Here is a 26,276-nt window from a genome sequence, read left to right on the forward strand (position 1 = left end):
CACAAACAACAATCTTAAAAACAATGCCCTGATCTTCTCAGGGCATTTATAGTATCATTGACCGGTATAGCAGCGTTACTGCGCAGCCATACCGGTTGTAGTTTAATGATGACTTTCGTCGGCCCCTACCGGTGTTGTCTGCGGGATGAAATCATGCCCGTCCTTACCGTAATCATATGCCCAGCGGTGTACTTCAGGAATCTCTCCGGGCCAGTTACCGTGGCCAGGATTGATTGGTGTAGTCCACTCGAGTGTATTTGATTGCCACGGATTCTGCGTAGTCACTTTTCTGCCCTTGAAAATAGAGTAGAAGAAGTTGAACAGGAACAGCAGCTGTACTGCGAATACGATGATCGCAACGGTGCTGATAAACCTGTTGAGCTCCAGGAACTGCTTGAAGCTTTCCCAGTTGGAGTAATCGTAATAACGACGCGGCATACCTGCCAGACCTTCGTAGTGCATTGGCCAGAAGATCAGGTAAGCTCCCGCCAGGGTTACCCAGAAATGGATATACGCCAGCGAGTTGTTGAGGTAACGGCCGTACATTTTAGGGAACCAGTGGTACACGCCGGCGAACATTCCGAACATGGAAGCCACGCCCATCACAATGTGGAAGTGCGCAATTACGAAATATGTATCATGGAGGTGGATATCCAGTGCTGAGTTACCCAGCCAGATACCGGTAAGACCCCCGGAGATGAACAGGCTCACGAAACCGATGGCGAACAGCATACCCGGTGTAAAGCGGATATTACCTCTCCATAATGTCGTTAACCAGTTGAATACCTTGATAGCAGATGGTACCGCGATCAGTAGCGTAAGTAATACGAAGATCGATCCGAGGAAAGGATTCAGACCCGTTACGAACATGTGGTGTGCCCATACAAGGAACGCCAGGATCGCGATCGCGAATAATGATCCTACCATGGCCATGTAACCGAAGATCGGCTTACGTGAATTCACAGACAGGATCTCTGATGCCATACCCATGGCCGGCAGCAGGATGATATATACCTCAGGGTGACCCAGGAACCAGAACAAGTGCTGGTACAGGATTGCGCTACCGCCTTCATTCGGCAATGCGCCCACACCGGTAATAAAGATATCCGACAGGTAGAAGCTTGTTCCGAAGTTACGGTCGAAGATCAGCAGGATGAAACCTGAGAACAGTACAGGGAATGACAGTACACCCAGTACGGCAGTGAAGAACAGCGCCCAGATAGTGAGCGGCATTCTTGTCATACTCATCCCTTTTGTACGCATGTTCAGGATCGTTGCGATATAGTTCAGACCACCCAGCAGTGAAGACACTACGAAGAGCGCCATCGCGATGAGCCAGAGATCCATACCTGTTTTAGAACCTTTGGAAGCGTCTCCCAGCGCACTGAGCGGCGGGTAAGCCGTCCAACCGCCACTGAAAGGCCCGGTTTCAACGAACATGGAAGAAAGCATTACAATGCTCGCTGCAAAGAAGAACCAGTAGCTGAGCATGTTCATGAACGGAGAGGCCATATCCCTTGCTCCGATCTGCAATGGAATGAGGAAGTTGGCGAATGTACCGCTCAGACCTGCTGTAAGTACGAAGAACACCAGCACGGTACCGTGTGTGGTAACGAGGGCGTAATATGCTTCATCGGAAATACGGCCGCCTTTTGCCCATTTACCCAGGATGTCTTCCAGCCATGGGAAAGTAGACTCAGGATAGCCGAGCTGTAAACGGAAAAACACACTCATCAGGCCTCCCAATATAGCCCACACCATACCCGTGATCAGGAATTGCTTCGCGATCATTTTGTGGTCCTGGCTGAAAACATATTTCGAGATGAATGTTTCATGATGGTGGTGCTCATGATGATGATCATCATGCGCTCCATGTGCCAGGTCTGAATGTGCGTGCAATACTGCTTCGTTACTCATACAATATTCTTTAATTTCTATTCGATAAATCGTACCGTAATTAAACGGCTTGGCTCATTTATAATTTGGCAGCTGCTTTTGCTGCGGTATCGGCTGTTTTTGCCGCTACTGTTTTTGTGGTGTCTGCCTTGGCTGCTGCAGGGTCCTTATCCGGGAATACATCCAGGTAGTTAGGTTTCTGCTTTGCCATGTACAGGTCGTATTCTGCCTGTTCTACCACTTCAATCACACCTTTCATGGAGTAGTGACCGTTACCGCACATCTGGTCGCAGCTGATCTCGTACACAAAGTTAGGATTACCGGTGATCTCCTTCATCTCTTTGGTGGTGTATTTAGGCGTAAACCACATGGTTGTAGGGATACCCGGAACCGCATCCATTTTCAGGCGGAAATGCGACAGACCTACGTCGTGGATCACATCCCTTGAACCGATGATCAGTTTTACCGGCCTTCCTTTCACCAGGTAAAGCGTTTGTTCGGTTACGATATCGTCGTGACTGAGTTCATCTTCCCAGATCAGACCAAGTACGTTGTTGGCAGGATCGATGTTGCGGAAGTATTTCTTACCGAAAGCACCGTCTTTTCCAGGATACCTGAAGATCCAGCCGAATTGTTTCCCTGTCACTTCCACTACTGCAGCATTCTGCGGTGGTTCACCGGTGAACAGGAACCAGTTACGTAAACCGATGATTACCAGTACAGTAAGTGTTACGGCAGGGATAATGGTCCAGATCAGTTCCAGTGTATTGCTATGCGGGAAGAAGAATACTTTTCTTTTTTCAGTCTCCTGGTATTTATACGCAAACCAGAAAAGGATGATCTGGGTGAGCACAAATACGATTCCGGTTACGGCCAATGTAACCCATAACATAGAGTCTACCCTTTCACCCTCCACGCTGGCAGAGCCATGCGGTAAAAGTGTTTTGCCATAGTACAGTTTGTTGCAGTACCATACACCGATCAATCCCAGAACAAGGAAAACGATCATTAAAAACCCGTTGATCTTGTTGTTCTGTTTCCGGCTTACTTCTTCGCCTTTCAGCACGGATACATACTCACTGGCTTTGGCGATCTGGAAGATCACAACAAAAATCAGTACGATCACAGCTATGGTTAAAAACATTGTCATAACGCTATCAATATTTTCTTAATTCTAAATGATACTTCTATACTTGTTATACCTGGTGTATGATACTTTCTTTCATGAATGGGTGATACTTTGGAACCAGTGGCTTGCTGGCGAGCGAGCGTCCTGTAAAGTATATCATCAGACCAACAAATAAGCTGAGAATTCCGAAATCGAGCCAGCCGAGCGATACATGCTCTTTGGAAAGGCTGCCCATCACCATCTGGTAGAAATCGATCCAGTGACCGAAAATGATCAGTACGGCCATGAATGTTACCAGGGTATAGTTCCTCTTCGCAGAGCGTTTCATCAGGATCAGGATCGGGCAAACGAAATTGATGATGAGGTTCAGGAAGAAGATTCCCTTGTATGGCCCCTGCACACGGTGTTTGAAGTATACGGTTTCCTCAGGAATGTTCGCATACCAGATCAGCATGTATTGTGAGAACCAGAGATAAGTCCAGAAGATAGAGAACGCAAACATGAACTTACCGATATCGTGCAGGTGTTCCTGGCCGGTGAGCTCCAGGTAACCTTTATTTTTCATGTATATTACCCATAATGCGATCAGTGACATACCTGATACGAATGAGCTTGCAAATGTGTACCAGCTGTACATGGTAGAATACCAGTGTGCATCGATACTCATCATCCAGAGCCATGGGATGGTTGATCCTACTGTAAGACCGAACCAGGCCAGGAACAGGGAAGCGCGTACAGTGTTCCTCCAGATAAAGCTGGCGCCTTTTTCAGCATCCATCGGTGCTTCATCCGCCTCGCGGCTGATCTGACGCATTCTCCAGCCCAGCAGGCTCCACAGACCGATAGCCAGTGTTGTCCAGATCAGGAAGAATTTTGCATTCAGGAAGCCGGCCTTTCCTTTCAGGATCGGGTCAGCAGCTACTGCATCATGATCGAGCCAGTGGTAGATATGGTGTTTATCGCTTACTACAACATAAACCAGCACGATGAATGTGATGGAACCAAAAATAGGTACCATGGCTGATATGGCTTCCGGGATACGGCGGAACGACTGCTGCCAGCCGCCCATTGCCAGTGTGGTAACACAGATAAAGAACATTGCGGCATTACAAACCAGTGTCCAGAAGATCGTATTGTACATGAGTGTTCCCCAGAACTGAACCTGCTCGTGCTCGTCTGAGCTGAAGCCTTTCGTAAACAGCCCGGTCAGTAATGCAACCAAACCTACGCCTATCAGGGCCAGTGACCAGGTTTTCATTTTTGCGGGGATCTCAAATTGCAATTTGATAGATGCCATCATTAATCTTTTATATCAGTTAGTACTGTTCCTCTCTTGGCGGAACGGATCAAATTTATTTTTTAGCTGTTGCATCTGCTGCTGCTGGTGCTGCGGCTGATGCTTTTGCTGCGATCTGTTTGTTCTTAATATACTTTATCACCATCCAGCGCTGCTTGCGGTTCAGCTGCGATGCGTAAGAACCCATGAGGTTCTTTCCGTAGGTTACGGAATAGAACATCTGTCCTTCAGGCATTACAGAAACGATCGGATCGCCGATCAGGTTCTTCGGTGCTGCAGGATAAGGTCCGTTACCTTCTTTCCAGAGCGGTCCGTTACCGTCCAGTTTGGCACCATGACAGATACCGCAGTTGATATCGTATAAACGAACAGCTTCCTTGGTTTCATCTGCAGAGAGCGAATCATAAGGATTCTTTACTGCGCGTGAAGCATAATATTGTGTTGTATCACCCGGCTGGTCTTTCGCAATATGGAAAGGCATTTCCTCGCCACGTGCAATGGTTCCGGCTACGGGCATTGCAGTGTAATGGATAATCTTCTCTGCCAGGTTGCTGTGGTCCGCATAGGTTTCGTATGCACGGCTATAAGCCATGTCAGGCATATAGATCTTTCCTGGCTTACGTTTTATATCGCTGCAGCTCACGATCACTGCGGCGGAAGACAAAACAGCTATGATAGATAATTTATTCATCGTCGTTCTATTCTATTGATTATGCAGCTGCAATTTGTTTGTTTTCGAAAGGCATTTCGTCTTTATCGTAGCGGCCGATCCACCAGCCTTCTTCCACGAACTGCACGTCTGTTTCAACAGCGCCGTTTGCAGAAAGGAATGCGGTGAGTTCTTCCGTATTGGTCTTGTCAGTGCATTCGATCACCATTACAAACAGGTCATCTGTTGCCCTTGCATGGAAATGGTGTTTTTTCACGAAAGGAGCCAGCTGGCACAGGTAGCAGAATGTAAGCACCATGCCTACTGCCGCGAACAGTACGGTCAGCTCGAATGTGATCGGGATCCAGGCTGGTAAGGCAAAATTCGGTTTACCACCAATGTTCAGCGGCCAGTCTTTGGTGAAGATCCAGCTGATACAGCTCAACGCTGTTGTGGTTCCGGTAATGCCATAAATAAAACCTGCAGTATGAAGGCTTGTTTCACGCATTCCGAGTGCATGATCCAGTCCGTGCACGGGGAAAGGCGTGTATACATCCTGTATTTTATACCCCGATGTGCGTACTTTCTTCACCGCAGGGAACAGGACCGCCTCATCATTAAAACAGCCTACTACGAATTTCTTTTTTGCCATGTTTTTTTAGCTTTTGGCTTTCAGCGCTTGCTGCCAGCTTTTTATCCAAACACCGCGGTTACATGAACCGCAGCTAAAAATCTTTTTTCAACCCGGCGCTTAGTGGTGATGCGCATGCTCGTGAACGAACGCTTCCAGCGGTTGTTCCTCGATATGTCCCACTTTGCTCTTATAGTTCTCACCGGATGTTTTCAGTACGTACTTGATCTCCGCTATCGCAATTACAGGGAAGTATTTGGCGAAGAGGAAGAAGCATACAAAGAACAATCCGAATGTTCCTGCATAGAAACCGATCTCCCAGATGGTCGGGCTGTAGTATACAGACCAGCTGGACGGGAGATAATCCCTGTACAGTGATGTTACGATGATCACGAAACGTTCGAACCACATACCGATGTTCACGATAATACTCATGAAGAAGGTTACGAACAGGTTTCTTCTCATCTTGCGGAACCAGAAGATCTGCGGGCTGATCACGTTACATGCCATCATACCCCAGTAGCTCCAGCCATAAGGACTGAACAGGTATGCACGGCTGTACCAGAAGGTGTAGCCCTCGTATTTGTTCTGGCTGTACCAGCCCATGAATAATTCTGTAAGATAGGCGACACCCACAATAGAACCTGTGAGTACAATTACCTTATTCATCGCTTCAATGTGACCCAGGGTAATATAATCATCCATCTGGAACACTTTACGCACAATGATCATCAGCGTTTGTACCATCGCGAAACCTGAGAATACCGCACCCGCTACGAAGTAGGGCGGGAAGATGGTAGTATGCCAGCCAGGAATTACCGAAGTTGCGAAGTCGAATGATACGATCGTGTGTACCGAAAGTACCAGCGGTGTACTCAGACCGGCCAATACCAGTGAGAGACTCTCATGACGCTGCCAGTGTTTGGTAGAACCCGTCCAGCCGAAAGATGCGATACCATACAGTCTCTTCCGCAGCTTGGTGAAAGCACGGTCACGTACGGTTGCAAAGTCGGGCAGCAGACCTGAATACCAGAATAATAATGATACAGTGAAGTAAGTAGAGATCGCAAATACGTCCCACAGCAGCGGAGAGTTGAAGTTCACCCATAAAGGTCCGCGTGTGTTAGGGTAAGGCAGTACGAAGAACGCCATCCATACACGGCCCATGTGGAAGATCGGGAACTGACCGGCACACATTACGGCGAAGATGGTCATCGCTTCAGCGGCACGGTTCACACCTGTTCTCCAGCCCTGGCGGAACAGCAGGAGGATCGCAGAGATCAGTGTACCGGCGTGACCGATACCTACCCACCATACGAAGTTGGTGATATCCCAACCCCATCCCACTGTCTTGTTCAGGTTCCACTGGCCGATACCATAAGTTACCTCCCGGTACACGCTGTAGACACCAAACAGCAGTAAAGCAGCGGCTATATAGAAACCGATATACCATAACCGCGTAGGTTTCGCCTCAATAGGACGAACAATGTCTTCTGTAACCTGGTGGTAATCCTTGTCACCATCTACCAATGGTTCCCTAAGCTGTGATTCGTACTTTAAATGCATCTGGTCTTTATTTGTTAGCTGCAGAAACGTTCTGCAGCCATCGTTTTAATGTTATTGTTCAACTTCTGTTTTCAAAACCCATTATCACACACTGGGTTTCGTTTTTTACATGTCGATTATGCGTGTTCTTTCTCCGCGTGCTTTTCAGCTTTTTTCTCTGCGCCGTGCGCGGCTACCGCTTCGTCTGAGTTCCTCACTTTGGCGAGGTAGCTCACATTCGGCAGTACGTGCAGCTGCTCCAGTACATAGAAGCTGCGGTTCGGGTTGTTCTTCCTGATCTTAGAGATCTCGCTCTCAGGATTGTTTACGTTTCCGAAAGTGATACAACCGCTTGCACAAGCCTGCGCACATGCTACGTTCACATCTTTATCTTCCAGCGGACGGCTTTCTTTCTTCGCAGCCAGTTTACCTTCCTGTAAACGTTGTACACAGAATGAACATTTCTCGATCACGCCGCGTGAACGTACAGTTACATCCGGGTTGAGCACCATCCTTGTCAGGTCATCGCTCATGTTGATCACCACATCGTTTACTTCACCTTCCTGGTTGTTCGGGAAGCTGTCTGCGCCGGTATAATCTGCCCAGTTGAAGCGACGTACTTTATAAGGACAGTTGTTCGCACAATACCTTGTACCGATACAACGGTTATAAGTCATCTGGTTGAGACCTTCTGTGCTGTGGTTGGTAGCAGCTACCGGACAAACGTTCTCACAAGGAGCGTTATCGCAATGCTGACACATCATCGGCTGGAATACCACGTTCGGGTTGTCCATGTCGCCACTGTAGTAGCGGTCGATACGCAGCCAGTGCATTTCATGTCCGCGCAGTACTTCCGGCTTACCTACAACAGGGATATTATTCTCAGCGTTACAAGCTACCACGCAGGCGCCGCAACCGTTACAGCTGTTCAGGTCTACGCTCATTCCCCATTTGATACCTGGTTTATCGAACACAGGATAAATGGTTCCGTCTTTTTCGAAGTTTTCGAGACCGCCCCATGGAGCCAGTTCTTTCTTCCTTTCGTTCAGGATCTCTTCCGGATCGTGTTTGTACTGAGCCAGGGTGAGTTCCTTCATCACTTCCGTACGGTTACCTTGTGTGGTATCGTAGCGGCTGTGTGTCTGGGTGAGGGCTACAGGGTATTTATCGCCGGTTACAGTAACGGTTACATCATTGTTACCGAACTTAACGTTGCTGCCGCTCAGTGCTGCGAGGATGAAGGCATTCTTACCTACGTTCGCTGCAGCTTTACCAACTTTCTCACTGCGGCCGTAACCTACAGCGATACCGATGGTGTCCGGATGTGTACCCGGTATGATCAGGGCCGGCAGTTCGATGCTCTTGTCACCGGCAGTGATTTTTACTACTTTTTTAGGAGGATTTACTTCGTAAGCATCCGCCTGGCCGCCATTGTTCAGGTCAATATTCAGCAGGGTCCTTGCCAAAGCAGGAGAAACGATTACGTAGTTATCCCATGTTGCGCGGGTTACCGGATCCGGTAATTCCTGCAGCCAGGGGTTAGAAGCACCCTGACCAGCACCGATACCAACTTTTTCGTACAGTACCAGCTCGATCTTACCACCTTTCTTAGCAGCAGATACAGCTGAAACTGCACCGGGAACAGCACCACCGTTGAAGGATGCTCCGCTTGCAGCAGGTGCAGCAGCCGGGTTGATCACGCCATCCTGCAGTGCTTTATCCCAGCCGCTTTCGCCGCCGTTTTTAGCGCTCCAGTAATTCTTCAGGTACGCCAGGTAATCGGTAGAAGCACCGCTCCATTTCAGGAGGCTGTCCTGCCACTGGCGGGTTTTGAATAAAGGATAGATGGTTGGTTGTATCAGTGAATAGTAACCTGTTTTAGGTTCTGCATCGCCCCAGCTTTCGAGGAAGTGATGATCCGGCGCCACGATCTTGCAGAGCTCGGAAGTCTCATCCATTTTGCCGTTGAAGGAGATGGTTGTTTTTACTTTTTTCAGACCGGCCTTGAATTTCTCTGCATCGAACCAGCTGTATGCCGGGTTTGCGCCATAAATGAGGAGAGTTCCTACAGTGCCGGCATTCATATCGTTCACAAGCTGTACAAAATCTGCATCAACACCCTGACGATAATTCAGCGTTGCAGCCCAGTTGATGGTCTTGCCGCCTGCTCCGATCGCTTCGTTGATCGCGTTGACGATGATCTGCTCGTTTACGTCGTTGCTTCCGCTTACTACCAGTCCTGCGCCTTTGTTCTCGTTCAGTGCTTTGGCAGCTTTCTCGATACCGGCTTTAAGCCTTGCATCGCTGATGCCTGCAACACCCTGACCGTTAACAGCACTCAGCAATGCTGCTGCTACTGCTCCGGCTTCGGAAGGACGGTGTAAATATTTTTCATCTGCATTGGAACCGGTCATGGATGCCACACTTTCAAAATGAAAATGTTTGCTCATTTCTGGGTTCTTCTCGTTGAGTTTTTTACCTGCAGCATATTGTTTGGAAAACTCTGCAGCACCGAGCCATGTACCGAGGAAATCGGCACCCAGGCTTACGATCACTTTTGCGTTCTCGAAATGATAAGAAGGAATGGCTTTCCTGCCGTAAGTGGCTTCGTTCGCCTGGATCATGGCGCTGTAGGAAACAGCATCATAAGTTACGTGGCGGCTGCCCGGATATTTAGACAGGAACTGGTTGATGATCTCTTTGGTAGATGGAGAAGTGATCGTGCTGGTCAATACTACTACCGGACCGGTGATCGAAGCAGCTGCTGCCTTGTCAACCGCTTCAAAAGTTACTTCCTTGCCATCGATGGTCGGGAAGCGCAGGCGTGATGTATCGTAGAGGTCGAGCACGGATGCCTGAACACGGGCAGTTGTTGCACCCTGTGTGATCGGGCTTAAATCGTTACCTTCTATTTTGATCGGGCGTCCGTCGCGTACTTTGGCCAGGATACTCACCACGTCTCCGTCCTGAACATAAGTAGTAGCATAATAATTGGCTACGCCTGGAACAATATCTTCCGGTTTATTGGCAAACGGAATAGCCTTTTTTACAGGCATTTCGCAACTTGCCGCAACAGCTGCAGCTGCAGTGCTGAAACCGAGATATTTTAAAAAGTCTCTTCTTGGCGCTTTCGCATCCAGGAAACTCTTGCCTTCTTCTGCTTCGAAAGGCAGCTCTTCCCTGAATTCATCTTTCACATCTTTATTGTAAGCCTCAGACTGATTCAGCTCTCCAAAACTTTGCCAGTACTTTTTTTGCTCCATAATTTATCAGTTGACACCGGTCTTTTTAACGGCCCGGCGGTTAACGCTTTGTTCTTGTGTATTTATTTTCAAAGCAAACGGAACAACCGCAGTTGCCGTCTGCAGGCTATCTTAATAGTGACATTTCTGACACTCGGTACCACCGATCTTCTCTACGGTGATTCCCTTGGTGCTGTCGATTTTTCCGCTCTTCAGATCCTGGTGATATTTCTCGTAAATACTGTAGAAACCATTGTCTTTGAACTGTACCTGTGTAGTGCGGTGACAGTTGATACACCAGCCCATGCTGAGGTCTGCGAACTGTTTCACTTCACCCATTTTCTGTATTTCGCCGTGACAGGTCTGACATGCTACCTGGCCTGCTTTTACGTGCTGTGAGTGGTTGAAGTAAACGTGATCGGGAAGGTTGTGGATACGTACCCATTCGATAGGCTTGGCTTTGGAAGGATCCCATGGTTTGCCCGGCTCGAATCCTGCGTATTTGTATAATTTCTGGATCTCTGCAGTTCCGTTGATCTCCTTGCCATCTTCTGTTACGATCGGCTCGCCTTTGTATTCGTTGATGCCCATGTGACAGTTCATACAAACATTCACAGAAGGAATGGTTGCCTGTTTGCCCTGGTAAACACCGGTATGGCAATACTGACAGTTGATCTGGTTGATCCCTGCGTGTACTTTGTGTGAGTAGTAGATCGGCTGCTCAGGCTGGTAGTCTTTGCTGCGGCCCAGCGCCATAGCGCCTTTTGAAGTAAGGTAACCACCTATCACGAACAGTACTACTGTTACCATGGCGATATAGCTCTTGTTCTTCCAGAACGCAACCGGCTCAACTGCAGGCTGACCTTCACGATCGTCTGCCAGTTTCTTCAGGTTCGAGTTCACCTGTAACAGGATCAGTGATACTACAGCGAGGATCAGTGTGAGGATACCAAACAATAAAGAATGGTCACCTTCGGCCGCTGCACCTGTATCTGGAGAATCTACTTTTTTAGGGTCTACAGCAGGAACTGTTTTAATATACGCAAGGATATCATCGATCTGTTTCTCATCGAGGATACCTTCGAATTTGTTCATCGCCACTTTATTGTACTCATTGTACAGGTCGTTGGCATACTTGTCTCCCGTTTTCAGGAAGGCCTGGCTGTTCTTGATCCAGGCATGCAGTTTTGCCTTATCAGGCCAGCGGTCTTCCACACCTGCCAGTGCAGGGCCGGTAGATTTTGCATGAACCTTGTGACAACTCGCACAATTGGTATTGAACAGCGTTTTTCCGTCTTGTGCCGATGCTGGATTCAGGAGGACAGAACCCATTAATAATAATGCACTTACGAACGAGGCTTTGGCTATACGTCTAAAAGATATCATATTCACAAACGGTGGTTCTTGGTGTGGAAAAATATCCGTGAACGGCTGCAAAAATATGACAGGATGCTGACAAAACACCAACCTTGTTAAAAAAAATTTAGCCTTGCCAGGCTTGTGTTTCAGCGGATTATTAGAGAACGCTTTAACTAATTGTCATGCTTTTCTGATCGTTTTCGCAATCAGTTATAATGTGGTGAGCGGCAGAAGAAAAATTCCCTTATTGCCTCAGATTCAGAGATTAATCATGATTTTTGAAGCATGTTTCAACGCTTAAAAGAAAAATGGCAGGTCAGCTGGCCAAGGTTCGTCCTCATTTTCTGCACGTTCGCTACCGGGGGTAGTCTTTGCGGTTATGCCGGCCGGAAATTACTGTCACTGACTTCGCTGGGCCGGGAAGACGGTTTCCTGTATTGGGTCGTATATATAGTGCTCATCACTTTTCTCTGGCCTTTCTGCGTTTTACTGATCAGCATTCCCCTCGGGCAATTCCTGTTTTTCCGCAATTACCTGCGCAAAATGGGCCGCCGCATCACGGGTAAAAGCTCCAATTCGTATGAAGTGCGCGAAATGCGCCTTAAGGTTGATAATTCCATCGACATGAAACAATTGCAGTCACAGGCGGAGGAAAAGGTTGTCCGCATCGCCATTTTCGCATCGGGTGCCGGCTCCAATGCGGCTAAGATCATCGAACATTTAAAAGGTCATAAGGATATTAAAGTGGCGCTGGTGGTGTGTAATAAGCCTGGTGCGGGTGTGATCGGCATAGCCGGATCGAATCATATTCCTGTGCTGATGATCGAAAAAGAGCAGTTCTTCCGCGGCGATGCCTACCTGGCCGCACTCCGCGAGCACCGGATCGGGTTTATTGTGCTGGCCGGCTTCTTATGGAAAATTCCTGCAGCGCTGATCCAGGCCTATCCTGGTCATATCATCAACATCCACCCTGCACTCCTGCCCAAATACGGGGGTAAGGGCATGTATGGCATGAAAGTGCACGAAGCTGTGATCGCTGCCGGTGAAAAGCAAAGCGGCATTACCATTCATTATGTAAATGAGCATTTCGACGAGGGTGAGCATATTTTCCAGGCCACCTGCGATATCGAAGCAACAGATACGCCCGAATCACTTGCCGCCAAGATCCATGCACTTGAACATGCGCACTTCCCCGTGCAGGTAGAAAAACTCGTGCTGAAACGTTAAGGAGCCAGGCGTTCCCGGTTCCAGTTACCGGCTACCGTTTTCCTGTAGATGATCCGGTCGTGGAGCCTGTTGCTCCTGCCCTGCCAGAATTCTATTTTCTGTGGTTTTAAGATATAACCGCCCCAATGCGGCGGGCGCGGCACTTCAGTTCCTGCAAACTGCTGTTCGTAACCCGCATACCTTTTTTCCAGTTCCGCGCGATCCGGAATAACCGTACTCTGCGGCGATGCCCAGGCTCCGATCCGGCTCTGCAAAGGGCGTGAGTGAAAATAGGCATCGCTGTCTGCTGCTGCCACTTTCTCTACATTACCCGAAATCCGCACCTGTCTTTCCAGCTCACGCCAGAAAAACACAATGGCTGCTTTCGGGTTCTGGTGCAACTCAGCTCCCTTCTGGCTATTGTAATTGGTGAAAAATACAAATCCTGCTTCACTGTAATCTTTCAGCAATACGATCCGCGCATCCGGCTCGCCTTCGGATGTGGCCGTGGCCAGCGTCATTGCATTCACTTCTTCTACCTTGCTTGCGATCGCTTCATCCCACCAGCGCCCGAATTGCACAATAGCATCTTCGGCCACATCTTCTTCTCCCAGTGATCTTAACTTGTAATCAGTTCTGATATCGGCTATTGTATTACTCATCGGGGCAGGTTTATACTGCAAAGATACAACAGCTGCGCGAGTACAGGTGGTTATAAAAAGAAGGAAGCGTGCCATTACACGCTTCCTTTATAAATAGAATTTGCTATCGTTCTGAATTAATCGGTCAGGTCTATTTTTTTCGCTTCATGCGAATGTTTTCCCGATATGAAAGTATAGATCGCCGGGATCACAAACAGCGTTAACAGTAATGAGAACATAATACCGCCCACTACCACGATACCCAGCGGCATACGGCTGGTAGCAGCAGCTCCGAGCCCCATGGCAATCGGCAATGCGCCGAGCGCTGTGGCGAGGCTGGTCATCAGGATCGGCCTCAGGCGCTGTGCCGAGGCTTCGATCACTGCTTCAAATTTCGGCAGGCCGCCTTCCCTTTTCTGATTCGCAAATTCCACGATCAGGATCCCGTTCTTTGTTACAAGCCCGATCAGCATGATCATACCGATCTGCGAGAAGATATTCAGTGTCTGGTTGAATATATACAAACTCAGTAACGCACCCGCAAGCGCAAGCGGTACCGTGATCATGATCGTGAACGGATCTTTAAAGCTCTCAAACTGTGCGGCCAGTACCAGGTAGATCAGTACCAATGCCAGGCCAAAGGCGAATGAAGTATTGGAAGAGCTGTCCGCATAATCGCGCGACGGGCCGCTCAGCGCTGTCTGGAAACTTTCATCCAGTAATTTATTGGCTATTGCCTGCATCGCTTTCACTCCGTCTCCGATGGTTTTACCTTCTGCCAGCGAAGCCGACATGGTTGCTGCCTTGAAACGGTTATAATGGTAGAGCGTTGGCGGATTGGAATTCTCTTCCAGCTTCACTACTGCAGTAAGCGGTATGCTTTCGCCGCGGTTGTTACGCACATAGAGTTTTTCGATGTCGCCGGGTTCTTTACGATCGTTCAGCATTACCTGTGATATTACCTGGTACTGCTTTCCATTCATGATAAAATAAGCAAGCCTTCTTCCGCTGAATGCACTTGATACCACATCGGCCACATCCGAAATAGACAAGCCCAGATCTTTGGCCTTAATCCTGTCGATGGTAAGCTGCAGCTCCGGTTTATTGAACTTCAGGTTTACATCCACGTTCTGGAAAGTCTTGTCTTTCCGTGCTTCTTCAAGGAATTTGGGGATCACGTCCTTGAGTTTTTCGAAGCTGAGGTTCTGCAATATGAACTGCACCGGCAACGATCCGCGGCCGCCACCCACGGAAATGGTCTGTTCTTCCACCGGGAAGATCCTGGCATTATTGATAGCAGGAAGTTTTTTGGCAATGGCTTTGGCAATCTCACTCTGGCTGCGCGTTCTTTCGTCCGGCTCCACAAATGCGATCCGCGCTGTTCCGCTGTTCACGCTTCCGCTTCCGCCGAAACCAGGTATGGCCGCAAACACAAATGATTTTTCAGGGATGGAATCAGACAGATAGTTGAGTAATTTATCACCGGTTTCCACCATATAACTATAACTCGCACCCTCCGGACCGGTCAGCTGGAAACGAACGCTGCTGCGGTCTTCCAGGGGAGCCAGTTCACTTTGCAGATTGGTTCCGATCAGGTAGATCGAACCTAAACATGCCAGGATCAGGATCCAGGCAACCCATCTCACCCGGATGAACGCGCTTAATAAACGCTTGTATCCGTTTTCCATGCCACGGAAGAATGGCTCGGTCTTTTCATAGAATTTACCATGTCCGGCATCTTTTTTATTGAGGTATACGTTCAGTACCGGCGTAATGGTAAGCGATACAAATGCAGAGATCAAAACCGCTGCCGCCACCACGATACCGAATTCGCGGAACAGGCTGCCCACAAAACCCTGCAGGAAGATCACCGGCAGGAATACTACCGCAAGTGTGATCGAAGTGGACACTACCGCGAAAAAGATTTCCTTACTTCCTTCCAGTGCCGCCTTTCGTATCGGCAACCCGCCTTCCAGTTTGCGGAAGATATTTTCCGTCACAACAATACCGTCATCCACCACCAGCCCCGTTGCCAGTACAATACCCAGCAGCGTCAATACATTCACAGAGAAGCCTGCAATGTACATGATGAAGAACGTTGCCACCAGCGAGATCGGGATATCGATCAATGGCCTGATGGCGATCAGCCAGTTCCGGAAGAAGAAGAAGATCACCAATACCACCAGGCCGAAAGAGATCAATAAGGTCTCTTCTACTTCCTTGATCGAACGGCGGACGTTTTTTGTCTGGTCGATCAGCGTAGTCATTTCAAAATCACCTTTCTGGCTCTTCTGGATATCTGCGATCCTTTTATAAAACTCGTCGGCAATATTGATATAGTTCGCGCCCGGCTGTGGTGTAATGGCAAGTCCCACGGCGTTTACGCCGTTCAATCGCCAGCTGAACTCTTCCTGCTCCGGACCGATCTCTACTTTTGCTACATCATTCAGACGAACGATTCCCGCCGAATCTTCATAAATGATCAGGTCGCGGAAATCCTTCTCTGTAGAAAGCCTTCCCAGCGCGCGGATGGTTAACTCTGTATTGTTACCATAGATCTTTCCCGAAGGAATTTCTACGTTCTCCCTGTTCAACGCATTGCGGATATCCGTAAAGGTTACGTTATAGGCGTTCAGTTTATCGGGGTCTACCCAGATCCGCATGGATGGCCGTTTCTGGCCTAATATATTCACACCACTTACTTCCGGGATGGTCTGCAATCTTTCCTGCAATACATTTTCCGCATAATCGCTCAGCTCCATCAAGCCCTTGGTACGGCTCTGTACCGCCATGAGTACAATGAAATCGCTGTTGGCATCGGCCTTGCTCACTACCGGCGGCGCATCGATATCCTGCGGCAGGTTGCGGACAGCCTGGCTTACTTTATCCCTTACGTCGTTGGCTGCTGTTTCCAGTCCTTCTTCAATATTAAACTCCACTGTAATGTTACTGCTGCCCACGCTGCTCGAAGAGCTGATACTCCGGATACCGGGAATACCGTTGATGGCTTTTTCCAGCGGCTCGGTGATCTGGCTTTCGATGATGTCTGAGTTGGCTCCGGCATATGAAGTACGCACATTCACGATGGGCGGATCGATAGCCGGGTATTCACGTACAGAAAGAAAAGTATATCCCACCACACCAAACAGCACGATGAGGATATTCATCACCGTGGCTAGTATGGGTCTTTTGAGTGATAATTCTGATATATTCATTGTAGACTCGTAGTATTAATGATGGAGCCGCAATTGATCCATGATGATAACCGGCGCTGATTACTGGGTGAAGTCTGAAAGCTTTTTCACGCTTCTCACTTTTACCGGCGATTTCGGGCGAACGAACAGAACACCGGTAACCACCACACTGTCTCCCACCGCAAGGCCCTTCACCACTTCTGCTGCACCAGCTTCACGTAACCCGGTTTCTATGTCAACAAATACGCCTTTACCCTGGCGTACCACCACCACTTTTTTCGCTTTTGCGTCGGGGATGATCGCATTGGTTGGCACCAGTATGCTGCTGGATCTGCCGCCGGTTTCCAGTCTTACTTTCACGAACGCTCCCGGATGAATGGCTTTGCCTTCCAGCACGGCCCTTACTTTCAGGTTGCGGGTTGTTGCGTTGATCTGGGGTTCGGTTGCAATGATGCGCGCTTTGCGCAATGTATTATTCTCATTGGTCTGCACTGTTACCGTGCGGCCTTTTTCGATCAGTGACGCGTACATTTCGGGTAAGGTAAAATCTATTTTTACCTGGTCGGTCTGTTGCAGGGTTGCCAGCACGGTTGCAGAAGTAACATATGCGCCCGGGCTTACCATCCGCAATCCCAGCACACCGGAGAACGGTGCACGCACAACGGCTTTATCGAGTAATGCCTGCGTAACCGCCATATCTGCTTTCAGGCTGTTTACCTGGTTCAGCGCAACATCATAATCTGATTGGTTGATCCCGCTCACTGCCAGCAGTTTTTTCAGCCGGGCTTCGGTTTTCTCCGCCAGGTCGAGCTGAACTTTTGTTTTTTCCAGTGTTGCAGCGATATCGGCATCGTTGATCTTTGCCAATACAGTTCCCTGCTTTACAGAAGCGCCTTCGGGCAGGTTCAGCTGCACAAGCCGGCCGCTGATCTCGGGCCTGAGCTCTACCGCTTCATTGGCCACTACCGTTCCGTTCACTTCAAGCGTATTGCTGAGGCTGCTGGTAGACGCTATGATCACGTCTACGACCACCGGCTGGTTGCCGGCTGCCTGTTTAGGTTGTTCTTTCTTGCTTTTACATGCCAGTAGCACGAGCATAGCTAACGGCAGCATGGAAATTCTTTTCAACGGCTGGTTGGTTTTAAGACCACTAAAGATAGCAGTATTTTATAACCAGTGTTTTAACAATGTATAAATGGTTGAACAGCGTTACTCATCCCTTCTGCGAAGAGATCCGCGCCAGTTGTAGCGGGTAGACCGGTATATTTCATATTGCTTCTGGATGAAATAACCCAGCTCCAGGTCGTTCAGCAATATGACCTCCTCGTAGGCTGGTCTGAAACGTATCATGAAAGTATCCAGTTCGGGAGACTGGAGATTGGTGAGCTTGCGCACAAACTGTTTGCTGAAACGGCGGTCGATGTATTTATCATGTTCCTGCTGCAGCAGCCTGTTCTGCAGGTTGAGCAGGCTCCGGTTCCGTTTGGTGCGGAAAAGATTGATGATCTCATCCAGGTCGAAGCCCACGGTAAGGCCGCCCGGGTTGTAATTGGGATTATCGCTCAGCCTTAATGAGGGTTTCTTAAAATCGAAAACCCTGGCATAATCTTTCCGGTTCTGTATGGAATCGTATTTATAATAGTTATTGCGCACTTTCACTTCCGGCAGTTCGGCAGCGCGTATATGGATCATGATATTGAACTTGTCCATATTGGAAATGGTATCCACCGCGTATTTCTGTGTTGCCTTACCGATGAGTGAGAACCAGATGGAGTCTGTGTTTTTAACGGTAATGAGGTAACGCCCGAGCGAATCGGTAATGGTTCCGCGCCCCGAATTGCTCAGTACGGCTACGGATTCGATAGGCCTGCGTCCGCTCACATCATATACGGTTCCGCTGATGGTAACGAACTGGGCATGCGCTTCCTGCACTATTCCAAAACAGCCAGTCAGTAATACAATAAGAAGAACGGGTAGCCTTTTTCTCAAATCCTGGATAAATTAATAAGGATGTAATATTAAAACAGCGAAAGCATAGAACAAGACTACATTACCGAATTAACGTTGATTTTGCAGATTGCTGAAATTGTTGCTAAAATTTTACATCGATGATATACGGCAGCATTGTACGCCAGGTAGGCCAGTCGTGGTTGATATCATCGCCCCAGATATCGAGGTCGTAGGAAATCCCTTTTTCATGCAGTACGCCTGCCAGCCTCCGCGAGCCGTCCGGATCTTCATAAGACCCGCTGCCGGTATAGATATGGATATGCTGACTGGCTTTTATTTTTCCCAGGTACCACTGGTCTGTTAAAGAGGGCAGGTAATGTACCGGGCTGTTGTAGTAAACCTGTTCATCCCAGAACCCTTTGCTGTATTCGGTCAGATCATATACGCCGCTCATGCTGATGGCCCCGTTGATGATATCGGGCCGTTTCAGGAAGAGATTCATCGCATGCAATGCTCCGAACGATGCGCCGCAGGTATAGATCATTGTGTCGTTACTGGTGGCGTTGCGGATGAACGGGATTACTTCCTCAAACACATATTCATTGAACTGGTTATGACGGATGCCCTTATGTTCAGGGCGCATTTCATTGTTCATCCAGCTTTCGTTATTGATACTGTCGATGCTGAACACACGCAGCTTGCCCGCTTTGATATAAGGCGCCAGTGCTTCGATCAGCTGAAAGCGTTCATATTCCAGGTAATCCGCCGCTGCCGTGGGTATCAGCAGCAATGCAAAACCATAGTGCCCGTAAGAAGCAATAGGCATTGTTTTATCTAGTGCCGGGCTATGCCAGCTGGTTGTCTCTTTTTGCATACATAAACATTTTCACAGGAAGGAGCGTTTGCTTCTTCCTATTCAATACAATTCTTCCGGATCTCTTTCCAGAGGTCACGGTAACACTGTGCTGCATAACTGCCGGCGGCATAGGTTTCCAGCGGCGCTTCCTTCACACCCATTTTTTCTACGTCGCTGAGGTAGGGTATATAACTCTTAAAGAACAGCCTGTCTTTATAAAATGCATTCATCACTTCATGATGCAGGTTCTTACGGTGATCTACCATGCTGAAGAAACATTTGAGCTTTTCCCTGTCGAGGTTATGCTCTTTAAAATAATCCAGCACTGTTTCGAAGGACCGTACAGACAATGTAGTGGGAATATTCGGCATCAGTACCCAGTCTGCTGCGGCAAACACGGCATCGTGCAGCAATGAGATGCCGGGCGGACAATCGAGTATCACCACATCGTATGTTTTCTTCAGTGGCTGAAGCAGTGATGCGAGTTTTTTCTTCGATTGCTTCATTTCATTCAGCAGGATATCCGCATGCCTTGCTGATATATCTGCGGGAATGACGGACAGGTTTTCATAGGGTGATGCCTGTATCGCTTCTTCCAGGTCCATTTCACTGTTCAGCAACTTGCGGGAAGTGTTCTTTACTCCGGCCTGTGCTCCCAGGTAAAAGGAGGAAGAGCCCTGCGGGTCCATATCCCAAACCAGTGTATGATAGCCTTCGCGTGCCGCGAGATAGGCAAGGTTAACGGAAGCGGCCGTTTTGCCAACACCGCCCTTAAGGTTGTATAGCGCTAATATGACCATGCTCTAATATACATTATTTTGGCATAATGCCAATAGGGCAACGCTGATCAGAGCAACCAGCCCATAAGAAGACAGGCAATAACAATATAGGGTGCCGGGATCCGGTTACGGCTTAAAACAAAGAAGGTACAGCCGATCACGAGCAGGTCCCAAAGCCATATCGACCGCCCCTCGAACAGGGCCATGAGCACCGTATCCTTGAGCAGGTAACAGGTGGCACCGCACATGATCCCCACCACGGAGGCGTTGATCCCCTCCAGGGAACGGAAGATTACCGCATAACGTTTCAGGTTATGCCACACGGGAAAAAAGAATAACACGAGCAGGGCACTCGGCAGAAAAATAGCTACCGCCCCAATGATACAACCCAGCAGCTGGTCGCCCGGACCGAGACTGCGCATCACCATGCCGCCGGTGAATGCGCTGATGGAAAATACGGGACCAGGTATAGCTCTTACAATACCCGAACCGGTGAGAAATTCCTCCCTGCCCATTTTAAGCACATCGGGTCTCTTTTCCTTTACACGTCGGGTTTCAGGGCGGGTCACGTACTGTTCGTACATATAGGTCATGAGCACATCTCCGCCACCGAATACAAAACTGCCGTTCCGGAATGCGTTCTCGAACAGGTTGAACTCTTTTTTCAGCCGCCAGTTATTACGGCTGGCCGTTTCAGAGAGATAGCCCGCCATACCGAAAAGTGCCAGGAAGATCAGCATATTGCCCCATTTGATCTTTTTGGGCGGCGTTCCTTTCTGCGGAATTCTTTTATCGCTGAAATTGGTAGCAATACCCGCCGCAACGATCAGCACGGGGAATACCCAGGGTGTTTTAAACGCCAGGAACGTAGCCAGCGTTGCCACCAGCATGATCACCCGGGTAATGGTATTATGAATGGCGATATGAAAAATGCGGAAAGTAGAATAAGCAATGAAGCCGATAGCCATAGGCTGAATGAACCTGAAAAGATCCGGGCTCAGGCTTTTATCGTCGAAATAATCGAGCAGGAAGGAAAGACCTCCCATAATGGTACAGGCTGGCAGGATCCAGATCATCAGTGTAAGCACGGCCAGCCAGAGACCGCCGCGTTTGTAACCGATGAGGGTAAGGATCTGTGTGGATGACGCCCCGGGCAACAGCTGGCAGAATCCGTTGTATTCTATCAGCTCCGATTCGGTGATGTCTTTGCGTTGTTGTACAAAAGTCTTCATCATCATACCCAGATGCCCCTGCGGACCACCAAATGCGGTAATGCTGTGCCACAATACGGCACGCAGAAAGGGGATATGGCGTAAGAGTATCAAGTAATGGAAGTGAAGCCGGAAGTTAAATAAATTCAACAGCTTTCAGTATCGCAATCCGGTGAAATCGGTCCTGAACGGGATAAAACAGCTCTTATAGTGTAGTTTTATCCCGTCCGGTATGATTTATTTTTTCAGGCCTATCTCGCGCAGGCGTTCATCCAGGTATTCACCGGCAGTAGCGTCCGGGTAGGCTTTGGGATGTGATTCATCTATACAGCTTTCCAGGCAGGCCAGGCTCATTTCACTGCGAGGGTGCAGGAAAAACGGCATGGAAAAACGGCTGGTATGCCAGAGGTCGCGCGATGGATTTACCACCCGGTGGGTAGTACTGCGCAGTTTATTATTGGTAAGCCTTTGCAGCATATCGCCCACATTCACCACGATCTGTTCCGGCAGCGAAGTAACACCAACCCAGTCTCCCTGTTTAGTGAGGATCTGGAGGCCGTCTGCAGATGCACCCACCAGCAATGTGATGAGGTTAATATCTTCATGCTGCTCGGCACGGATAGCGCTTTTCGGCTCCTGGGTAATAGGCGGATAATGGATACAGCGTAAAATAGAATTGCCGTTTTTGATATGCGCATCGAAATAATGCTCGTCCAGCCCGAGATAAAGAGCAATAGCCTGCAGCAGTGAACGGCCACTTTTCTCAAAATTGCGGTATGCATCGAACAGGGTCTTGTTGAACGGAGCGATCTCGTTTACCTTAACGTTATCAGGATATTCTTCTTTGATCGGGTCATTGTCTTCCACGGTCTGGCCATACTGGAAGAATTCTTTCAGATCCGGTGCTTCACTGCCCTTTGCATGTTCACGGCCAAAGCTGGTATAGCCACGCTGACCGGCCAGCCCGGGAATTTCATACGCAAGTTTTTTCTCTAGCGGCAGCGAAAAGAATTGCTGCACATATTCATATTGATTGGCGATCAGCTCGTCGGGGATGCCATGGTTCTTTACGGCCACAAAGCCTACCTCTTCATATGCTTTCCCCAAAGCCTGGACAAACGCGTCTTTGCGGACAGGATCGCCGCTCAAAAAATCGGAAAGATCAACAACTGGAATGGCCATAGCATGTAGATTTTATAAACGTGAATAATAAGGCCGGAGCCTCACATGCAAAAATAACGGGATTTTAGCTGAACCTGTATAAATAACAAATCCCGCCAGTGATGGCGGGACTGTATTTATACATACCCCCAATTGAAAAATCCTGATCCCTTACGGGCGAATATTATTGTTTTTCGAATTTGATCGATTTGATGAACACATCCCCCGAGAAAGCGTTCATGATATAACGGCCGCTTACCAGGTCGCTCATGTTCACCACCAATTGCTGTACGCCTTCGCTTATATTGGTTACCACGGTCTTGGCCATTCTCCCCTCCACATCCAGCACCTTGAGGATCAGCCTTCCGGTACGGTCAGCCTGAACGGTCAGGTAACTGCTGGTATCTACCAGGTTCGGTTGTAAACTTTGAATATACATGCCCTATAGCGTTTAAAAATGTACGGATGCTATTATATGCCAGGGGGGATATATATTTGACACAAATCCCTTATGCTCCGCTGCATAAGGAGTGCAATTATGATGCCGGATTTGTTAAAAAGTTTAACGGAAGCCTATTCTTTTTTTAAAATCCTTTGCAATTCTTCCGGAGTGGTATCCATCAGTACGTATTTTTTCACCTGGTTGATGAGCATTTCGTCTAACACTGCTACCACATTCTGATAGCTGGCTTCGCTGGTTGGCTTGATCAGTACAACCGTTTCATTCCGGTTGCCGAACTTCTTCTCTACCCCTGCCATTTTCTGCATGATCACCGAACGGATACCGGAAGCAGCATAGTTGGTTGGCTGCATTTCCTGAACGGCGGAACCATTGTAAAAGCTGATCGTGTTATCCGGACCCAGCAGGAAAGAGATGGTTTTACTCTCTGCTGTCAGCGTTGGAGGCTTGCCGGGTTGGCTTTCGTCCGGCATAATCAGTTTCATAGCGGTCGACGCATTTAATGTGGTTGTGAAAATGAAGAACGTAATGAGTAAAAAGCCGAGGTCTACCATAGGTGTAAGATCTACACGTGTAGACCGTTTTTTTGACCGGATGCCGCCACGGGCAGCAACATTGCCGGAGGTTTCCATTTCTGCCATAACTATTGTTTTCAATAGGATGCCCTAACCTGGCAATTCCACAGCAAATGGGTATTTTTTTACACGGGCTTATTTACGGGATGTCTTCTTAACGGCGATATCGCGGCGAAGCTGCTCTGTTTCCTTGTATAACTGGCGGATATTCAGCTTGAGCAATTCCATATCATCCCTGAGGCTGTTGATGGTTTTATGCAGCAATTCAGTGTCGCCCGGCAAACCGGCACCATCTCTGAAAAAAGCGATCACATCCACTTCCAGGATCTCTGCAATCCGGAGCAGTCTCGATGCCGAAGGATCGGTTTCATCTCGCTCTATCTTGGCATAGGCGCCGGGCGTGATATCGAGCTCCATAGCCATATTGGCCTGGCTGTAATCCCTGCTTTCCCTGAGTTTCCTGATGCGGTATCCGATTGAATTCTTCACCTATCAAAATTCCTTCAGGCAATATTTGCAAAATGTCCTCAAAAGACATTTTGAGTCTTTTTAATGATATTTAATATCGTTAAAGTATTCTACTGTCATTTGAGGACATACACTCCATTTTTACCTGCCTGCTACTTTATACTTAAGCGTATTGTTCTCGATGAATTCCTCATAGTAAACATGATCAGCAGATACGTAGAATTTTTTGTTATTGATGATCACGGTTTTGCAGTCTGCCGGTAATGTATTCACCACATCGCCGATGGCCGGCCTGGCATTGTCTGCGGGTTCGGGCAGTTCCTGGTAAACGGGCTCATCATTCTGTGCAATTGCATGATCCGCTTTTCCGGTATTCAGTACGCCGTTCTTCCCGGTTACATGGTACCAGATCTCGCCATCGGACCTTGTGAATTCCTGGAAATAAGTACCGTTGTACTCATAGTATTTGTTGCCATCGATCACTACTACATTCGCATCGCGTGGTATTTCGGGAACGTCGGCACCAACCGGGGCTCTCACTACTTCATAGCCATTATTCTGGTGGCGGTAAAAAATTCCGTTGAAATAAAAATAAGCACCGCCGCCCCAGCGCATCGGCCAGTAACCTGCGGGCAGTGTGCTGATATGGATGCCTATCGGCGGAGGGATCACACGATAATAATTCCCGTAAGGTCTGTAATAAATGCCGCCCGAGTAATAATAAGGCAGCCCACCGAATGTTAACCTGATCGAGGCAGAAGGTACACTGTAAAACCGCTGTCCGCGTGCGGGATAATATTTCCAGTTGTAATTATGCCGCGGCCCTCTGCCACGCTGCGCATCTGCCGAAACCACTGTTATTGTTATCAGTAACACCATGGCGGCCCTTAACCACGAAACCCTGTTTTTCATACCTGAGATTTAAAAATAGTTGAATAAAATCTTTATCGCAGGGAACAGGTCAAATCTCATACTTCTTTTACTGAAGGAAATCTTAAAATCGGCGAGTACACATAAAAAAGCCACAGCTGTTGCTGTGGCTTTGATTCATTTATGAGCATCTTATTTGCGTGCCATTACTTTTTCGGCGGCTGCAACAATAAACGGCGTATCGAGGCCGTATTTGGTGAGCAGTTCGGTTGGTTTACCGCTTTCGCCGAATGTATCGTCTGTGCCGATGTATTCAACAGGAACAGGACAGTGTTTTGCAGCTACCTGGCCAATTGCATCGCCAAGGCCGCCGATCACATTATGCTCTTCCACAGTTACTGCGCAACGGGTCTTTTTGATAGACGCGATCACAGCTTCGGTATCCAATGGTTTGATCGTGTGGATATTGATCAGTTCCACGCTGATGCCTTTTTCTTCCAGGATGCAACCCGCTTCGATGGCTTTCCATACCATATGGCCGCAGGCGAAGATGGACACATCTGCACCATCACTCAGTTTTTGTGCTTTACCGATCACGAAATCGCTTCCGTCTTCTTTGGTGAAGTTTGGCCATTTCGGGCGACCGAAACGCAGGTATACCGGGCCTTCATAAGCCGCAATTGCCTTGGTGGCAGCTTTGGTCTGGTTGAAATCGCAGGGTACGATCACAGTCATACCAGGCAGCATTTTCATCAGGCCTATATCTTCCAGGATCTGGTGGGTTGCACCATCTTCGCCCAGGGTAAGTCCTGCGTGCGAAGCACAGATCTTTACATTTTTTCCGCTGTAAGCCACGCTCTGACGGATCTGGTCGTACACACGGCCGGTGCTGAAGTTTGCGAAAGTAGTGGTGTAAGGGATTTTGCCGCCGATGGTCATACCCGCAGCAATACCGATCATATTGGCTTCTGCGATACCTACCTGTACAAAACGCTCAGGAAAATCCTTGATAAAAGGCCCCAGTTTCAGCGATCCGGCGAGGTCTGCAGTGAGCACCACCACATTTTCATTTTCCTTACCGATCTCGTGGATGCCTTCGCCAAAACCGCCGCGGGTTTCTTTTTCGTTGAGTACCTGGATATCTTTTAGCTTCATAA

General features: G+C 48.5%; 22 protein-coding genes. 1 reads left to right on the top strand and 21 read right to left on the bottom strand.

The window, feature by feature from the left end; translation table 11 throughout:
• Window positions 1–102: 102 nt before the first annotated feature.
• From B5D42_RS06230 to B5D42_RS06265, 8 genes are all read right to left on the bottom strand, one after another.
• Window positions 103–1,917 carry a cytochrome c oxidase subunit I gene (locus B5D42_RS06230; RefSeq protein ID WP_078830608.1) on the bottom strand — a complete coding sequence of 605 codons (1,815 nt, stop codon included), beginning with the start codon at window positions 1,915–1,917 and terminating at the stop codon, window positions 103–105.
• 58 nt (window positions 1,918–1,975) lie between these two features.
• On the bottom strand, window positions 1,976–3,046 hold the full coding sequence (locus B5D42_RS06235) for a cytochrome c oxidase subunit II (RefSeq protein WP_078830609.1): 1,071 nt from the start codon (window positions 3,044–3,046) through the stop codon (window positions 1,976–1,978).
• 46 nt (window positions 3,047–3,092) lie between these two features.
• Complete coding sequence (locus B5D42_RS06240; protein WP_078830966.1) at window positions 3,093–4,322, bottom strand: quinol:cytochrome C oxidoreductase; 1,230 nt, start codon at window positions 4,320–4,322, stop codon at window positions 3,093–3,095.
• A gap of 55 nt (window positions 4,323–4,377) precedes the next feature.
• Window positions 4,378–5,013: a c-type cytochrome gene (locus B5D42_RS06245; RefSeq protein WP_078830610.1), complete on the bottom strand. Its 636-nt coding sequence runs from the start codon at window positions 5,011–5,013 to the stop codon at window positions 4,378–4,380.
• Window positions 5,014–5,032: 19 nt separating this feature from the next.
• Window positions 5,033–5,623, bottom strand: a complete 591-nt coding sequence (locus B5D42_RS06250; RefSeq protein WP_078830611.1) for a DUF3341 domain-containing protein — start codon at window positions 5,621–5,623, stop codon at window positions 5,033–5,035.
• Between the two features lie 99 nt (window positions 5,624–5,722).
• Window positions 5,723–7,168 (bottom strand): NrfD/PsrC family molybdoenzyme membrane anchor subunit, encoded by a 1,446-nt coding sequence (nrfD, locus tag B5D42_RS06255; protein ID WP_078830612.1) that lies wholly within the window; start codon window positions 7,166–7,168, stop codon window positions 5,723–5,725.
• A 116-nt stretch (window positions 7,169–7,284) separates the two neighbouring features.
• Window positions 7,285–10,410, bottom strand: a complete 3,126-nt coding sequence (locus B5D42_RS06260) for a TAT-variant-translocated molybdopterin oxidoreductase (protein WP_078830613.1) — start codon at window positions 10,408–10,410, stop codon at window positions 7,285–7,287.
• A gap of 111 nt (window positions 10,411–10,521) precedes the next feature.
• Window positions 10,522–11,775, bottom strand: coding sequence for a c-type cytochrome (locus tag B5D42_RS06265; RefSeq protein WP_078830967.1), 1,254 nt, complete (start codon window positions 11,773–11,775; stop codon window positions 10,522–10,524).
• A 258-nt stretch (window positions 11,776–12,033) separates the two neighbouring features.
• Between B5D42_RS06265 and purN the strand changes: the two genes are divergently transcribed.
• Window positions 12,034–12,975 (top strand): phosphoribosylglycinamide formyltransferase, encoded by a 942-nt coding sequence (gene purN / locus B5D42_RS18105; protein ID WP_245825586.1) that lies wholly within the window; start codon window positions 12,034–12,036, stop codon window positions 12,973–12,975.
• Here the strand turns inward: purN and pdxH are convergent.
• The 13 genes from pdxH to B5D42_RS06335 form a co-directional block, all read right to left on the bottom strand.
• Window positions 12,972–13,616: a pyridoxamine 5'-phosphate oxidase gene (gene pdxH / locus B5D42_RS06275; protein ID WP_078830614.1), complete on the bottom strand. Its 645-nt coding sequence runs from the start codon at window positions 13,614–13,616 to the stop codon at window positions 12,972–12,974. The genes purN and pdxH overlap by 4 nt on opposite strands.
• Window positions 13,617–13,732: 116 nt before the next feature.
• On the bottom strand, window positions 13,733–16,810 hold the full coding sequence (locus tag B5D42_RS06280) for an efflux RND transporter permease subunit (protein WP_078830615.1): 3,078 nt from the start codon (window positions 16,808–16,810) through the stop codon (window positions 13,733–13,735).
• A 60-nt stretch (window positions 16,811–16,870) separates the two neighbouring features.
• On the bottom strand, window positions 16,871–17,917 hold the full coding sequence (locus tag B5D42_RS06285; protein ID WP_245825588.1) for an efflux RND transporter periplasmic adaptor subunit: 1,047 nt from the start codon (window positions 17,915–17,917) through the stop codon (window positions 16,871–16,873).
• Between the two features lie 81 nt (window positions 17,918–17,998).
• Window positions 17,999–18,778: a peptidase associated/transthyretin-like domain-containing protein gene (locus B5D42_RS06290; RefSeq protein WP_139367017.1), complete on the bottom strand. Its 780-nt coding sequence runs from the start codon at window positions 18,776–18,778 to the stop codon at window positions 17,999–18,001.
• A gap of 103 nt (window positions 18,779–18,881) precedes the next feature.
• Window positions 18,882–19,613 carry an esterase family protein gene (locus B5D42_RS06295; RefSeq protein ID WP_078830617.1) on the bottom strand — a complete coding sequence of 244 codons (732 nt, stop codon included), beginning with the start codon at window positions 19,611–19,613 and terminating at the stop codon, window positions 18,882–18,884.
• A gap of 38 nt (window positions 19,614–19,651) precedes the next feature.
• Entirely contained in the window at window positions 19,652–20,395 is a 744-nt protein-coding gene (locus tag B5D42_RS06300) for a ParA family protein (RefSeq protein ID WP_078830618.1), read from the bottom strand.
• Between the two features lie 47 nt (window positions 20,396–20,442).
• Window positions 20,443–21,699, bottom strand: a complete 1,257-nt coding sequence (gene chrA / locus B5D42_RS06305; RefSeq protein ID WP_245825589.1) for a chromate efflux transporter — start codon at window positions 21,697–21,699, stop codon at window positions 20,443–20,445.
• 123 nt (window positions 21,700–21,822) lie between these two features.
• A complete protein-coding gene (locus B5D42_RS06310; protein WP_078830619.1) occupies window positions 21,823–22,767 on the bottom strand; it encodes an isopenicillin N synthase family dioxygenase in 945 nt (314 codons plus the stop codon).
• 163 nt (window positions 22,768–22,930) lie between these two features.
• A complete protein-coding gene (locus B5D42_RS06315) occupies window positions 22,931–23,185 on the bottom strand; it encodes a T9SS type A sorting domain-containing protein (protein ID WP_078830620.1) in 255 nt (84 codons plus the stop codon).
• Window positions 23,186–23,319: 134 nt separating this feature from the next.
• Window positions 23,320–23,847 (bottom strand): ExbD/TolR family protein, encoded by a 528-nt coding sequence (locus tag B5D42_RS06320; RefSeq protein WP_078830621.1) that lies wholly within the window; start codon window positions 23,845–23,847, stop codon window positions 23,320–23,322.
• Between the two features lie 69 nt (window positions 23,848–23,916).
• The gene (locus tag B5D42_RS06325; protein WP_078830622.1) at window positions 23,917–24,270 is read right to left on the bottom strand and encodes a helix-turn-helix domain-containing protein; all 354 of its coding nucleotides are present in this window, start codon (window positions 24,268–24,270) and stop codon (window positions 23,917–23,919) included.
• Window positions 24,271–24,390: 120 nt separating this feature from the next.
• A complete protein-coding gene (locus B5D42_RS06330) occupies window positions 24,391–25,161 on the bottom strand; it encodes a DUF6515 family protein (protein ID WP_139367018.1) in 771 nt (256 codons plus the stop codon).
• Between the two features lie 150 nt (window positions 25,162–25,311).
• A complete protein-coding gene (locus tag B5D42_RS06335) occupies window positions 25,312–26,274 on the bottom strand; it encodes a transketolase family protein (protein WP_078830624.1) in 963 nt (320 codons plus the stop codon).
• Between the last annotated feature and the right edge of the window lie 2 nt (window positions 26,275–26,276).

Origin of the sequence: Sediminibacterium ginsengisoli (genome assembly GCF_900167075.1) — a bacterium.
Classification (GTDB): Bacteria; Bacteroidota; Bacteroidia; order Chitinophagales; family Chitinophagaceae; genus Sediminibacterium; species Sediminibacterium ginsengisoli.